11 protein-coding genes are annotated in these 14,770 nt (G+C 57.2%); 6 read left to right on the plus strand and 5 right to left on the minus strand.

The annotated features are described in order from the left end of the window. Positions 1-230: 230 nt before the first annotated feature. On the minus strand, positions 231-1,733 hold the full coding sequence (gene araA / locus NQH49_RS08885) for an L-arabinose isomerase (RefSeq protein ID WP_256696355.1): 1,503 nt from the start codon (positions 1,731-1,733) through the stop codon (positions 231-233). A gap of 12 nt (positions 1,734-1,745) precedes the next feature. After that, a complete protein-coding gene (locus tag NQH49_RS08890) occupies positions 1,746-3,431 on the minus strand; it encodes a ribulokinase (RefSeq protein WP_256696356.1) in 1,686 nt (561 codons plus the stop codon). Positions 3,432-3,796: 365 nt separating this feature from the next. On the opposite strand from NQH49_RS08890, the gene NQH49_RS08895 reads away from it, so the two are divergent. The 5 genes from NQH49_RS08895 to NQH49_RS08915 all read left to right on the plus strand — a co-directional run bounded on the left by NQH49_RS08895 (position 3,797) and on the right by NQH49_RS08915 (position 9,573). Beyond that, complete coding sequence (locus NQH49_RS08895) at positions 3,797-4,780, plus strand: arabinose ABC transporter substrate-binding protein (RefSeq protein WP_061720153.1); 984 nt, start codon at positions 3,797-3,799, stop codon at positions 4,778-4,780. A 165-nt stretch (positions 4,781-4,945) separates the two neighbouring features. Next, positions 4,946-6,466, plus strand: a complete 1,521-nt coding sequence (gene araG / locus NQH49_RS08900) for an L-arabinose ABC transporter ATP-binding protein AraG (protein ID WP_256696357.1) — start codon at positions 4,946-4,948, stop codon at positions 6,464-6,466. Between the two features lie 17 nt (positions 6,467-6,483). After that, on the plus strand, positions 6,484-7,470 hold the full coding sequence (gene araH, locus NQH49_RS08905; RefSeq protein ID WP_008110235.1) for an L-arabinose ABC transporter permease AraH: 987 nt from the start codon (positions 6,484-6,486) through the stop codon (positions 7,468-7,470). 67 nt (positions 7,471-7,537) lie between these two features. Then, positions 7,538-8,455 (plus strand): arabinose operon transcriptional regulator AraC, encoded by a 918-nt coding sequence (gene araC, locus NQH49_RS08910; protein ID WP_008110234.1) that lies wholly within the window; start codon positions 7,538-7,540, stop codon positions 8,453-8,455. A 77-nt stretch (positions 8,456-8,532) separates the two neighbouring features. After that, complete coding sequence (locus NQH49_RS08915) at positions 8,533-9,573, plus strand: oxidoreductase (protein ID WP_256696358.1); 1,041 nt, start codon at positions 8,533-8,535, stop codon at positions 9,571-9,573. A gap of 107 nt (positions 9,574-9,680) precedes the next feature. Here the strand turns inward: NQH49_RS08915 and add are convergent, their stop codons facing one another. From add to malX, 3 genes are all read right to left on the minus strand, one after another. Continuing rightward, positions 9,681-10,679 (minus strand): adenosine deaminase, encoded by a 999-nt coding sequence (gene add, locus NQH49_RS08920; protein ID WP_256696359.1) that lies wholly within the window; start codon positions 10,677-10,679, stop codon positions 9,681-9,683. Positions 10,680-10,797: 118 nt separating this feature from the next. Next, positions 10,798-11,976, minus strand: a complete 1,179-nt coding sequence (locus NQH49_RS08925; RefSeq protein WP_256696360.1) for a MalY/PatB family protein — start codon at positions 11,974-11,976, stop codon at positions 10,798-10,800. Continuing rightward, positions 11,976-13,562 (minus strand): maltose/glucose-specific PTS transporter subunit IIBC, encoded by a 1,587-nt coding sequence (malX, locus tag NQH49_RS08930; RefSeq protein ID WP_256696361.1) that lies wholly within the window; start codon positions 13,560-13,562, stop codon positions 11,976-11,978. The genes NQH49_RS08925 and malX overlap by 1 nt, the downstream gene beginning before the upstream one ends. Before the next feature lie 174 nt (positions 13,563-13,736). Between malX and malI the strand changes: the two genes are divergently transcribed. Then, a complete protein-coding gene (gene malI, locus NQH49_RS08935; RefSeq protein ID WP_256696362.1) occupies positions 13,737-14,765 on the plus strand; it encodes a Mal regulon transcriptional regulator MalI in 1,029 nt (342 codons plus the stop codon). Positions 14,766-14,770 lie beyond the last annotated feature (5 nt).

The following is a 14,770-nucleotide window of genomic DNA, read 5'->3' on the forward strand; positions in this document are numbered from 1 at the left end:
CTGGTTTGCTTAATGGCTACTGGATCGGCGCCTCGGCCTTTCCTGACTTGGTGAGAATTTCTTTGTTTGTCAAGCACCCACGTTTCCCTCACCCCAACCCTCTCCCGCAGGCGGGAGAGGGGGCAGATTGATGATTGATGTAGGATAGGAAATCACAGCGTTAACTGAACGGTTCCTTCTCCCGCTTGCGGGAGAAGGTTAGGATGAGGGGAATATCGCAAAGGACTAAATCAACGCGCTAAGCGGTAGTACGCCTCATTCCAGCGCAACGCATCTTTAAATGCCGGTAAGCGCGTCTCCTCATCAATCACCAGCACTTCAATGCCATTCAGCTCGCCGTAAAGATACATATCATCCAAATCCAGCGCCTGGCTGAACACCGTGTGGTGCGCGCCGCCGGCCAGAATCCAGGCTTCGGAGGCCGTTGCCAGCGACGGCTGGGCACGCCACAGCGCCCGCGCCACCGGCAGTTTTGGCAGCGGTTTAGGTTGCTCGATGGCATCCACCACGTTCACCAGTAAACGGAAACGATCGCCCATATCGATCACGCTGGCATTCACCGCGCGTCCGGCTGGCGTGGAGAAGATCATGCGCGCTGGATCGGCTTTGTCACCAATGCCGAGGAACTGCACATCAATCAGCGGTTTCTCCTCTTTGGCGATGGACGGGCACACTTCCAGCATGTGCGAGCCCAGCACCAAATCGTTGCCCGGTGAGAAGTGATAGGTGTAATCCTCCATAAAGGAGGTGCCGCCTGCACGCGTGCCCGCTTGTACCTTGAGGATGTGTAGCAGCGCGGCGGTTTTCCAGTCGCCTTCACCGGCAAAGCCGTAGCCCTGGCCCATCAAGCGCTGCACCGCCAAACCGGGCAGTTGCGTCATGCCGTGCAAGGTCTGGAAGTTGGTGGTGAAGGCTTTGCAACCCTCGGCTTCGAGGAAGCGCTTCAGACCGAGCTCAATGCGCGCCGCATCCAGGACGTTTTGACGCTTTTCACCGTTAACCGCTGCAACATCGGTAAAGCGATATTGGCTTTCGTATTCATCAATCAACGCGTTGACGTCGCCATCGCTGACGCTGTTCACCACTTCGACCAAATCGCCCACGCCCCAGCCATTTACGGAGTAACCAAACTGAATCTGCGCCGCGACTTTATCACCTTCGGTTACCGCCACTTCGCGCATGTTGTCGCCGAAGCGCGCTACTTTCAGTTGCTGGCTAGCCTGTTTTGCCAGCGCGGCATTGATCCAGCGTCCGATGCGCTGCTGGCTGGCTTTATCCTGCCAGTGGCCGGTCACCACGCTGTGCTGCAAGCCCATACGTGCGCCAATAAAACCGAACTCGCGGCCGCCGTGCGCGGTTTGGTTGAGGTTCATAAAGTCCATATCCATGCTGTCCCACGGAATCTCCGCGTTGAACTGGGTATGGAATTGCAGCAGCGGCTTATTGAGGATGCTCAGGCCACCAATCCACATCTTGGCCGGCGAGAAGGTGTGCAGCCAGGTAATGATGCCGACGCACTGATTGTCGTGGTTGGCAGCGCGGCACAGGGCCAGCGCTTCATCCGGCGATTTCACCAGCGGCTTGAGCACCAGCGACACCGGCAGCGTGCCGGCCTGATTCAATCCGTCCATCACCTGGCGAGCGTGCTGTTCCACCTGACGCAAGGTTTCCGCGCCGTAAAGGTGCTGCGTACCAATAACAAACCACACCTGTTGTGCGTTGTGCTGTTCCATTAAATCTCTCCTTTACTGAGCGGATGCGGTGCGCGCGGCATACTGCGGTTCAGCGGCCTGGCACCAGTTTTGATAACGTTGATAAAGTTGCTGATAAACCACCACGCGCTCGGCGTTGGGTTGCAGCGTGACATCAATCGGACTGGCCATCACGTGCTGGGCGGCAGGCACATCGGCATACACGCCCGCAGCGACGGCGGCAAAAATGGCAGCACCGAGCGCGCAGCACTCGTCAGAGGCAACGATATCCAGCGGACGGTTCATCACGTCGCAGCACGCCTGCATGATGGCGGGGGATTTGCGGGCGATGCCGCCGAGCGTCAGGATGCTCTGCACCGGAATCTGCTGCTGTTCGAAGCACTCCATAATGGCGCGCGCACCAAACGCGGTCGCGGCGATCAGGCCACCAAACAGCGCGGGCGCATCGGTGCCAAGGTTGAGATCGGTGATCACGCCCTTTAAGCGCTGATTAGCATCCGGCGTGCGGCGGCCGTTGAACCAGTCGAGTACTACTGGCAGATGATCGAGCTGCGGATTGGCCGCCCAGGCTTCGGTGAGGTTGCGGATCAGATCTTTTTGCAGCGCGGCTAACTGCGGTTGCAGCTCGGGATGTTGCTGCGCCGCCTGCTGCAATGGCCAGCCGAGCAGGCGGCTGAACCAGGCATAAATATCGCCAAACGCTGACTGACCGGCTTCGCAGCCAATCGCGCCCGGCACCACGCTGCCATCCACCTGGCCGCAAATGCCTTTGATGGCGCGGTCGCCAACGGTGTCGCTGTCGGCAATTAGAATGTCGCAGGTTGAGGTGCCAATCACTTTCACCAGCGTATACGGCTGCGCACCAGCACCGACCGCGCCCATGTGGCAGTCAAACGCGCCGCCCGAAAGTATCACCTTCTCTGATAAGCCGAGGCGCTGTGCCCATTCGCTGCTGAGCGTGCCAACTGGCACATCGGCGGTCCAGGTTTCTTCGAACAGGGGAGAATCGAGCTGCTCGACCAGCAGCGGATCGAGCGCGCGGAAGAAGTCAGCCGGCGGCAAGCCTTGCCACTCCGGATGCCACAGTGATTTGTGCCCGGCGGCACAGCGTCCACGACGCAGTTGCGCGGGTGCGGTGGTGCCGCTGAGTAACGCGGGCACCCAATCGCACAGTTCCACCCAAGACACTGCCGCGTCACGTACCGCAGCATCGGCGCGTGACACGTGCAGTATCTTGGCCCAGAACCACTCCGACGAATACACGCCGCCAATATAGCGGGTGTAATCGTTGAAACGACCGCTTCGACACAGCTGATTGATCTCTTCGGCTTCTTCAATCGCGGTGTGATCTTTCCACAGCACAAACATCGCGTTGGGATTGCTGGCGAATTCCGGGCGCAGCGCCAGCACGTTGCCATCACGATCGATGGGCGCGGGCGTCGAGCCGGTGGAATCCACGCCAATCCCGACCACGGCGGCGCGCTGCTCAGGCGTTAAGGCGTAAACCACGGTGACAATCGCCTGTTCTAACGCATCAATATAATCCTGCGGATGGTGACGAAAACGGTTGGCGTGCGCATCGCAAAATTCACCGTTGGCCCAGCGTGCATAGTTGACCACCGCTTTTTCCAGCTCTTTACCACTGTGACAGTCCACGGCCAGCGCACGCACCGAGTCACTGCCGAAATCCAGCCCAATTGTTATGGTGCCAGCACCCATTGGGATTCTCCTGTGTGAGTTATCTGGCTCTATCCTGGAATGGGGCGGCAGAAGCGGTTAGTCATCAGTCGCTGAGAATATGCACTTTTCTGCCATCGGCGAGGATGTGTGATCCATAGCAAAAGTTAACGACCGGTTAAATTTGCTGAATATATGGAGGATTTTGTCATCGTTTTGGGATGTGATACCGCTCTACATTTTTCCTTTCCATTCCCGCTACAACTAGCCCAGCGTTTGCGCAGCCTTTGTACAACCTTTGTGCTAACGCGCTGATTTTTAGCTGTACCCCACAGAATTATTTGATTGGTAGCGTTTACACCGATTGGTTAATAACAGCCTAAAACAACATTGTGCCGGAGAGCATCATGCATAAATTCACTAAAACGCTGGCGGCGGTAGGTCTCGCTGCGGTTATGTCACAATCCGCTATCGCCGAGACCATGAAACTCGGTTTCCTTGTCAAACAACCGGAAGAGCCCTGGTTCCAGACCGAATGGAAATTCGCGGATAAAGCTGGCAAGGATCTCGGTTTCGAAGTGATCAAAATTGCGGTGCCTGACGGCGAGAAAACCCTCAACGCTATCGATAGCCTCGCCGCCAGCGGCGCGAAAGGTTTTGTTATCTGTACGCCGGATCCCAAACTCGGCTCGGCGATTGTTGCTAAAGCGCGCGGTTACGGTCTGAAAGTGATCGCCGTCGATGACCAGTTCGTCACCGCCAAAGGCAAGCCGATGGATACCGTGCCATTAGTGATGATGGCCGCGACCAAGATCGGCGAGCGTCAGGGACAAGAACTGTATAAAGAGATGCAGAAACGCGGCTGGGATGTGAAAGAGACTGGCGTGATGGCCATCACCGCCAACGAGCTCGACACCGCACGCCGTCGCACCAGCGGTTCGATGGACGCGCTGAAAGCCGCCGGTTTCCCGGAGAAGCAGATTTATCAGGTCCCGACCAAATCCAACGATATTCCTGGCGCGTTTGACGCCGGTAACTCGCTGCTGGTGCAGCATCCGGAAGTGAAGCACTGGCTGATTCTTGGCATGAATGACAACACCGTGCTGGGCGGCGTACGCGCCACCGAAGGTCAGGGCTTCAAGGCGCCCGACGTGATTGGTATCGGCATCAACGGTGTCGATGCAGTGAGTGAGCTGTCGAAAGGTTCCGCCACCGGCTTCTACGGTTCGCTGCTGCCAAGCCCGGACGTACACGGTTATAAGAGCAGCCAGATGCTCTACAACTGGGTAACCAAAGATCAGGAGCCGCCGAAGTTCACCGAAGTCACCGATGTGGTGCTGATTACCCGCGATAACTTCAAAGCCGAGCTGGATAAGAAAGGGCTGAAGTAATCCCATATCTCCCAAAACAATACTAACAGGCAGCCAAAATAATTCGCGTTGCAGCAAGGCGGCAAGCGCGCTCAGCCCCAGGAGCTTACCGAGGTAAGTGACTGGGGTGAGTGGGCGCAGCCAACGCAGCTGCGGCGCGAAGTATGAAGGCTTAGAGGAGTCACCATGAACATAGATCCAGCCTTTCTGTCGTTTCATGGCATTAGCAAAACCTTTCCTGGCGTGAAAGCGCTGCAGGATATCTCATTCAGCTGCCGTGCCGGAGAAGTGCACGCGCTGATGGGGGAAAACGGCGCCGGTAAATCGACGCTGTTGAAGATCCTCAGCGGCAGCTATCAGCCGAGCGGTGGCGAGATTCGTATTAAAGGCCAGCCGAAGAGTTTCAACACCACCGTGGATGCACTGGACGCGGGCGTGGCGATCATTTACCAGGAACTGCACTTGGTGCCGGAAATGAGCGTGGCGGAGAACATCTATCTCGGCCAGCTGCCACACAAGCGTGGTTTGGTGAATCGCAAACTACTGCGCTATGAAGCCGGTTTGCAGCTGCAAAATCTCGGCATGGATATCGATCCGGATATGCCGCTGAAATACCTGTCGCTCGGCCAGTGGCAGATGGTGGAGATTGCCAAAGCGCTGGCGCGTAACGCGCGCATCATCGCTTTTGACGAACCGACCAGCTCGCTGTCAGCGCGCGAGATTGAACACTTGTTCCGCGTCATCCGCCAGCTGCGCGAGCAGGGCCGTACCGTGCTGTATGTCTCGCACCGCATGGAGGAGATTTTTGCGCTCAGCGACGCTATCACCGTGTTTAAGGATGGTCGTTACGTGCGTACCTTCACCGACATGAAAAACACCCATCACGACGATCTGGTGCAGGCGATGGTGGGACGTAATCTCGGGGATATTTATGGTTACGCGCCGCGTGAACTGGGCCCGGTGCGTCTGCAGCTGGACGCGGTAGAGGCGAAGGGCGTGCGCACGCCGATTTCGTTAACGGTGCGCGCCGGTGAAATCGTGGGCCTGTTTGGCTTAGTGGGCGCGGGACGCAGCGAACTGATGAAAGGGCTGTTTGGGGCTACCAAACTGCGCGGCGGCACCGTGACGCTGGATGGCAACAAGCTCAACATTCGCCAGCCGATCGACGCTATCCGTGCCGGCATCATGCTGTGCCCGGAAGATCGCAAATCGGAGGGCATTATTCCGGTGCATTCGGTGCGCGATAACATCAACATCAGCGCGCGTCGCCACAATCTCACCGCTGGTTGCCTGATCAAACCGAGCTGGGAGGCGAAAAACGCCGATATCCACATTCGTTCCCTCAACATCAAAACGCCGGGTCCGCAGCAGCTGATCATGAACCTTTCGGGCGGCAACCAGCAGAAGGCGATTTTGGGCCGCTGGTTGTCGGAAGAGATGAACGTGATTCTGCTCGATGAACCGACGCGCGGCATTGACGTCGGTGCCAAACACGAAATCTACAACCTGATTTATGCCCTGGCGAAAAAAGGCATTGCGGTGCTGTTTGCCTCCAGCGATTTGCCGGAAGTGATGGGATTAGCCGATCGCATTCTGGTGATGCGTGAAGGTGAAATTGCCGGTGAACTGTCCCACGACACGGCCACAGAGCAGCTGACGCTGAGCCTGGCGATGCCGAAAACCACTCAAGCGGCCGCCGTGGCCTGATGTAAAGGAGAGCAATAATGGCTTCATCTACCACTTCCAACACGCCACCGGTGCAGCGCAACGGGCTGCAACTCGGGCGGATTTGGGACAACTTCGGCATGCTGGTGGTGTTCGCACTGCTGTTTATCGTTTGTGCCATTTTCGTGCCGAACTTTGGCTCCATCATCAATATGAAAGGGCTCGGTCTGGCGATGTCGATGTCCGGCATGGTGGCGTGCGGCATGCTGTTCTGCCTCGCCTCCGGCGACTTTGATCTCTCTGTGGCGTCGGTGATCGCCTGCGCCGGTGTGGTCACCGCGGTGGTGATCAACATGACCGAAAGCCTGTGGATTGGCGTCGCGGCCGGTTTATTGCTCGGCATGGCTACGGGCTTCATCAACGGCTTCGTCATCGCGCGGCTGAAAATCAACGCGCTGATCACCACGCTGGCCACCATGCAGATTGTGCGCGGCCTGGCTTATATCTTTTCCGACGGCAAAGCGGTGGGCATTGAAGACGAGCGCTTCTTTACCCTCGGTTACGCTAACTGGCTCGGCGTACCGGCACCCATCTGGCTCACCATCGCCACCATGGTGCTGTTCGGCTTCTTACTAAACAAAACCACCTTTGGCCGCAATACGCTGGCAATTGGCGGCAACGAAGAAGCGGCACGTCTGGCCGGTGTGCCGGTGGTGCGTACGCGCATCATCATCTTCATCTTGTCGGGTTTAGTGTCGGCGGCGGCGGGCATCATTCTGGCGTCGCGCATGACCAGCGGCCAGCCAATGACGTCGCTCGGTTATGAGCTGATTGTGATTTCGGCTTGCGTACTGGGCGGCGTTTCGCTGAAAGGCGGCATCGGCAAAATTTCGTATGTGGTAGCGGGCGTGCTGATCCTCGGCACGGTTGAGAATGCGATGAATTTATTGAATATCTCGCCATTCTCACAGTATGTGGTGCGCGGTTTGATACTGTTAGCGGCGGTGATTTTTGACCGCTACAAACAGAAAAGTAAAGCCGCCTGATAACCAAGGCTGAGCGCGCCGGTTAGCGGGCGCGCTCGCCGCATTTCACGCGATAAGTGAGGCCACTATGTACCATCGTGAACCCCCGAGTGAGCAGCAGAATCCCTTATTGCCGGGCTATGCGTTCAATGCCTGGCTGGTGGCAGGATTGACGCCGATTAACGCCAATGACGCGCTCGATTTCTTTATCGATCGTCCGCACGGCATGAAAGGCTACATCCTTAATCTGACCATTAAAGGTCAGGGCCGCGTGTTTGATGGTGAATCCGCCTTCGACTGCGAGCCGGGCGATCTGCTGCTGTTTCAACCGAAAACCCCGCACTATTATGGCCGCGCGCCCGATAGTCCGTGCTGGTTCCATCGCTGGGTCTATTTCCGTCCGCGCGCGTACTGGACCGATTGGTTGCAGTGGCAGGATGAAAGTCAGGGCGTAGGGCGTTTGCGTCTGTCAGAAGCGCAGCGTGCCGAATTTGACCGCCTGTTCGCCAGCATCGAACAAACTCACAATTCCGGACGTCGCTTCGCCGAAGAGCTGGCGATGAACCTGCTGGAGCGCCTGCTGCTGCGTGCGGTGGAAGAGGACCCGCGCAGCCATCAACAGATTCGCGATCCACGCGTGATTGAAGCTTGCCAGTACGTCACTAATCATCTGGCGGGCGAAGTGAAGATTGAAGAAGTGGCGCGCCATGTTTGCCTGTCGCCGTCACGGCTGGCGCATCTGTTCCGCGAGCAAATGGGCATTAATCTGCTGCGCTGGCGTGAAGATCAGCGCGTTATCCGCGCCAAACTGCTGCTGCAAACCACCCAGGAACCGATCGCTTCTGTTGGCCGCGAAGTAGGCTACGACGACCAGCTCTACTTCTCGCGTGTGTTCCGCAAACGCGTTGGCGTCAGCCCCAGCGACTTCCGCCGCCGCAGCCAGGATGCGCAGGATGCGTTGGTGGCTCACGAAAGCTGGCAATCCGCACGGAGTGCTATTTCCTGAGTTTTCAGGTGATTCCGCCTTGTTCTTATAGACTGATTCGTCTTAAATCAGTCTGGTAACGAACAAGAGGAATGAGAATGAGCGATAAATTACGTGTCGGCCTAATCGGCTACGGTTTTGCCAGCAAAACCTTTCATGCACCCTTGATCGCCGGTACGCCGGATGTTGAGCTGGCGGCGATCTCGAGCAGCGATGCCAGCAAAGTGCATGCTGACTGGCCGTCAGTGCAGGTGGTTTCCGATCCTCAGGCGCTGCTGGACGACCCGACACTGCAACTGATTGTTATTCCGACCCCGAATGACACCCATTTCCCCTTAGCTAAAGCGGCACTCAACGCCGGTAAACACGTGGTGGTCGATAAGCCATTTACCGTGACGTTGTCACAGGCGCGTGAACTGGATGCGCTGGCGAAAGCCAAAGGTCTGCTGCTGTCGGTGTTCCATAACCGTCGCTGGGACAGCGATTTCCTGACGCTGAAATCGCTGCTGAACGACGGCACCTTGGGCGAAGTGCGTTACTTCGAATCCCACTTTGACCGTTTCCGCCCTGAAGTGCGTCAACGCTGGCGTGAAATGAAAGGTGCGGGCAGCGGCATTTGGTTCGATCTTGGACCGCACGTGCTGGACCAGGCGCTGCAGCTGTTTGGCACGCCGGTCGCCATCAATGTCGATATGGCAGAGCTGCGTCCAGGCGCTCAAACCACCGATTACTTCCATGCCGTATTGACCTATCCAACGCGCCGCGTGGTGCTGCACGCCAGCATGTTGGTGGCGGCGGAATCAGCACGCTTTGTGGTGCACGGTACGCGCGGCAGCTACGTGAAATACGGACTCGATCCGCAGGAAGATCGTCTGAAAGCGGGTGAACGTCCGCCGCAGGAAGATTGGGGCTACGACATGCGCAACGGTACGCTGACGCTGGCGGAGGGTGATGTGATGGTGGAGAAAGAGCTGCTAACCTTGCCAGGCAACTATCCGGCGTACTACGCAGGCATTCGTGATGCGATTACGGGCACAGGTGCAAATCCGGTGCAGGCAGAAGAGGCGATTCAGGTAATGGAGTTGATCGAGCTGGGCTTGCAGTCCGCCGAGAAGCGCCAGACTATGTCGTTGCGTTAATTCGCTTTACTCCCTCTCCCTTTGGGAGAGGGCCGGGGTAAGGGGAAAACACTCCGTGCGCTTTATCCCTCACCCTAACCCTCTCCCGCACGCGGGAGAGGGAATATTTATCCCGCCACGCGTGCGCGCAGCGCGGCTTTCTCGGCATCACTCAGGAACGCGATGGTCACGCCATTATCCTGCGCCTGACGCATCTCTTCCGCCGTCAATCCCGCTTGCGGTGCCGCCACTTCATACTCATGTGCCAGCTCAACGCCCTGAACCGCCGGATCGTCAGTATTAATGGTGGCGAGAATGCCATGCTGCAGGAAGGTTTTCAGCGGATGGCTGCTTAGCAACGATACGGTGCTGGTCTGAATATTCGAGGTCAGGCACGATTCAATACCAATACGCTGCTCGGCAAGGAAATCCATCAGTGCGCGATCTTCAATCGCCTTCACGCCGTGACCAATACGCTCCGCGCCCAGCTCGCGAATCGCTTGCCAGATGCTTTCCGGGCCTGCGGCTTCACCGGCGTGAACCGTAATGCGGAAACCGGCATCACGCGCACGATTAAAGTGGCTGAGGAATTCGCTGCCTGGGAAGCCTAATTCGTCACCGGCCAAATCGACGGCGGTGATGCCATCGCGATGCGCCAGCAAACCTTCCAGCTCGCGCAGGCAAGCTTCTTCACCAAAGGTACGGCTCATAATGCCGGTCAGGCGCACATCGACGCCGTATTGCTGAATACCGGCCCGCACGCCATCAATCACCGCTTCAACCACGCCGGCAATCGGCAGCTTGTGGGTCATCGCCATATAGCCCGGTGAGAAGCGCAGTTCCGCATAGTGAATGCCGGCGCGCGCCGCATCTTCGACGTTTTCCAGCGCGATACGACGGCAGGCATCAAGATCGCCCAGCACTTTCACGCCCCAGTCGAGTTTCTGCAGGAAGCTCACCAGATCCGGTTCATTCGCGGTGACCTGCACATGCGGACGCAATGCATCAAGCGAATCAGCGGGCAGCGTAAGATTATGCTGGCGGCCTAAATCGAGAATGGTTTGTGCGCGGATATTGCCATCAAGGTGGCGGTGAATGTCGGTGAGGGGGAGTTTTAGATCAATCATGGCGCACTCGCTTCAGTTTCATAAAGTGCAGAGGATTATAAAAACATCTTGCGCAACAGCGCCAGCGATTTGCGCAAACAGGAAAACGGATGCTGAATTAATCAGCATCCGTCGCATTTCAGAACGATTTTAACGCGGCGATGAGACGATCCAGCCCATCATCCAGTTTGCTGCGTGGGCAACCGGCGTTGAGCCGCAAATACCCGCGACTCGCTGCGCCGTAAGTCGAACCGGGCATGATCGCCACTTTGTGTTGATGAATCAGACGCTGTTGCAGCACCTGTTCGTCAATGCCAAGCGGATTGAGATCGATCCACGCCAGGTAAGTGGCGGCGGGCGGCTGCCAGTTAAGCTGCGGAAACGCCGTGTTCATCCGTCCTGCAATGTGCTGCATATTGCCACGTAATTGGGTACGCAGTGCATCCAGCCACGGCGCGCCATCGCGATACGCGGCGATGGTGGCGGCAAGCGCCATGACTGCCGGCGAGGATAAACCATCCTGCTGCTTCAGCGCGTGGAACCATGCCTGACGATCGCGCTCATCTGGAATGATGCCCCACGCGCCGGTCAGTGCCGGAATGTTGAAGCTCTTGGAAGCCGAGGTGAACAGCGCCCAATCTGACTGCGCAACCTGGCTCCACGGCGTATGCCGCGCATCACTTAGCACCATATCCATATGGATTTCATCGCTGATCACCTTCACGCCATACTTTTCGCATAGCGCGGCCATCTGGCGCAGCTCGTCTTCGCGCCACACTTTGCCGGTAGGATTGTGCGGACTACACAGCAGCATCACTTTACAGCGCGGACGCGCCAACAAACCTTCCAGCTGCGGCATGTCGCACAGCCATTCACTTCCGTGGCGCTGCAGCGGCTGCTCCAGTACGCGACGCTGATTGCTGTTGATGGTGTTGTAAAACGCATCGTAAGCAGGCGTGTGGATCAGCACTTCATCGTCCGGCTGCGTCCAGTGGCGCAACAGCTGCGCCACCATGTAAATCACCGACGGACCATAAACCAGCGATTCTGCCGCGACGTCAGTAGCGAAACGGCTGCGCATCCAGTGTTGAATGGCAGACAGAAAATCATCATGCTGCCAGCGGCTGTACCCAAACACCCCGTGCGTAAGGCGCTGTTGCAGCGCCTCGATGATGCAAGGCGCGGTGGCGAAATCCATGTCGGAAATAGTGAAGGGCAGCAAGTCCGCCACGCCAAACCGATCGGCCACGAAATCCCACTGCGTACACCAGCTGCCGTGGCGATCCACCACCTGATTGAAATCAAAACCTTGCATCATTACACCGTCGCGCTCATCAGGTGTGCCATCTCATCTTTAACCGACTGCACCTGCGGGCCCATTACCACTTGCAGATTGGTGGCATTGACATGCACTACGCCAATCGCACCGTTGGCTTTCAGCGTTGCATCATCCACCTTGCTCATATCGACCACGGTAATACGCAGACGCGTCAGGCAGTTATCCAGTGAAGCGATGTTTTCCACGCCGCCCAGCGCCGACAGAATCGCTGGCGTGTTGAAGCCCGATTTACCGACAGCCGCGCGATTAACCTGCTGCTCCACGCTGTTGCTTTCCACTTCGCGACCTGGCGTTTTGATATTGAAGTGGCTGATGGCAAAACGGAAGATGACGTAATAAGACACAAACCACACCGCAGCAATCACCGGCACCCAATACCATTTGGTGGAAAGGCCGTGCAGCACGCCGAAGACGAAGAAGTCGATCACGTTGCCGTCGGTATTACCGATAGTTACGCCCAGCATCGCCATCACGGTGAAGCCCAAACCGGTCAGCAGTGCGTGGATCAGATACAGCACCGGCGCAACGAACAGGAACAGGAATTCCAGCGGTTCTGTGGTGCCGCCCACGACGCACGCCACCACGCCGGAAATCAGCAGGCCTTTAATTTTATGACGGTTTTCCGGACGGGCGCAGTGATACATCGCCAATGCTGCGCCCGGCAAACCACCGAGGAAGGCCGGCATTTTACCCTGCGACAGGAAGCGTGTGGCGCTCTCGGCAAAGCCGTGCGTATCCGCACATGCCAGCTGCGCCTGGAAGATGGTCAACGCACCGCTGACACTTTTACCGCACACATCCATAGTGCCGCCCGCATCGGTAAAGCGGATGATCGCCACCAGAATGTGCTGCAAACCAAACGGTAAAAGCAGACGTTCGCCGGTACCGAAGATCATCGGGCCAAATTCACCGGCGCTGTTGATTACCCAGCCAAGACCGGTAATTGCACGGGCGAAGAAGGGCCAGATATGCGGAACCACTAAGCCCAGCACGCCCATCGCCATCGCGGTGACGATCGGCACAAAGCGCGTGCCACCAAAAAACGCCAGCGCATCCGGCAGGCGAATGTTGTGGAAACGCTCATGCAACCAAAACACCACGATACCGACGATCACCGCGCCGAGAATACCGGTGTCGATGGACTGAATGCCGAGGATATTTTGTACGTTATTAGCTTTCAGCACCGCCGCATCGGTGGTTGGCAGAATGCCATTGATGTTGAGCCAGAAGTTGATACTCAGGTTCAGCACCGCATAGCCAACAAAACCGGCAAACGCTGCCACGCCTTTGTTCTCGCGCGCCATACCAAGCGGAATGGCAATGGCAAACATCACCGGCAGATAGCTAAAGGCAAAGGAACCGATTTTCGCCAGCCAGATAAACAGATATTGCAGGAAAGGCTGATCGAGCGCGGGAATGAGCGTGAGCACATCGCGGCTGCTGAGCGAACTGCCGATGCCGAGCAGGATACCGCAGAACGAAAGCAGTGCGACGGGCAACATAAAGGTTTTGCCCAGACTTTGGAAAAACTCCCAAAGTGACATTTTGGGACGACTGGCGGACATAGACTCTCCTGGCAATAAAAGTGAAAGGCTTCAATGAGGTCAAGGATGATAAAACGTTTTACCGCTTATTTTTGTGGCTATAATCACAAAGAGTGACTAATTGCAGACTTTATTTTTGGTGCAATCAGTGTAACGTTTTACCTCTTTGAATTTGGACGTGGGTAACGGAAGGCTATGTCCCAGCAGAAAACCACTATTCATGATGTGGCGTTGGTCGCCGGGGTGTCGGTCTCTACCGTGTCGTTGGTGCTCTCCGGCAAAGGGCGCATTTCGCCCGCTACGGCCACACGTGTCAATCAGGCGATTGAGCAGCTTGGCTACGTGCGTAATCGTTCGGCCTCAATCTTGCGCGGCGGCGAAAGCGGCGTGATCGGCTTGATCGTGCGCGATCTCAGCCAGCCATTTTATGCCGCGATGACGGCCGGACTCAGCGAAGTGCTGGAGCAGCAGGGCAAAGTGCTGGTGCTGACACAAAGCGGTCAGCACGGCCAACATCTTAAACGCTGCTTTGACACGCTGGTGGCGCAGGGCGCGGAAGGGATTGTGCTCGGCGGCGCGGTGGCGCAGGCGGAAACGCTGGTGCCGCAGGCGCAGGAACAGAACATCGCCTTAGTCTGTGCCTCGCGCGCCAGCAGCCTGGATAACGTTGACTCATTGCGTCCCGATAATAGTCAGGCGGCGCGCATGGCGACGGAGTATCTGATTCGTCAGGGCCATCAGCGCATCGCCTGGATGGGCGGTTTGGGATCGTCTCTGACGCGCGCCGAGCGGATTGGCGGCTACTGCGCCACTTTATTGCAATACGGTTTGCCGTTTCGATCCGACTGGATTATTGAGTGTGACGATCGCCAACAAAGCGTGTCGGCATTAACGCTGCAATTGTTGCGTCAGCATCCGGGTATTACCGCGATTCTGGCGCATAACGGCAGCACCGCGCTCGGTTGCTATTTTGGTGCGTTACGCTGTGGGCGAACCTTTGGTGAAGGCGCAGTCGATAGCTACTACACGCAGCAACTGGCGCTGGTGGGCTTCAATGACGATCCGCAGCGGGAGTTGCACGATCCCACCATGACCTTTGTCAGCAGCGAAGCGCGTGATGTAGGAAGAAGGGCGGCGGAACGGATGTTGCATCGACTGGCGCAGCCGGAAGCGGAGATTCAAAGTTTGATTGTGCCGCCGCAGCTGATGCGCGGGGAAGTTTAGGGCGG

Source organism: Pantoea trifolii (assembly GCF_024506435.1).
Taxonomy (GTDB): Bacteria; Pseudomonadota; Gammaproteobacteria; order Enterobacterales; family Enterobacteriaceae; genus Pantoea; species Pantoea trifolii.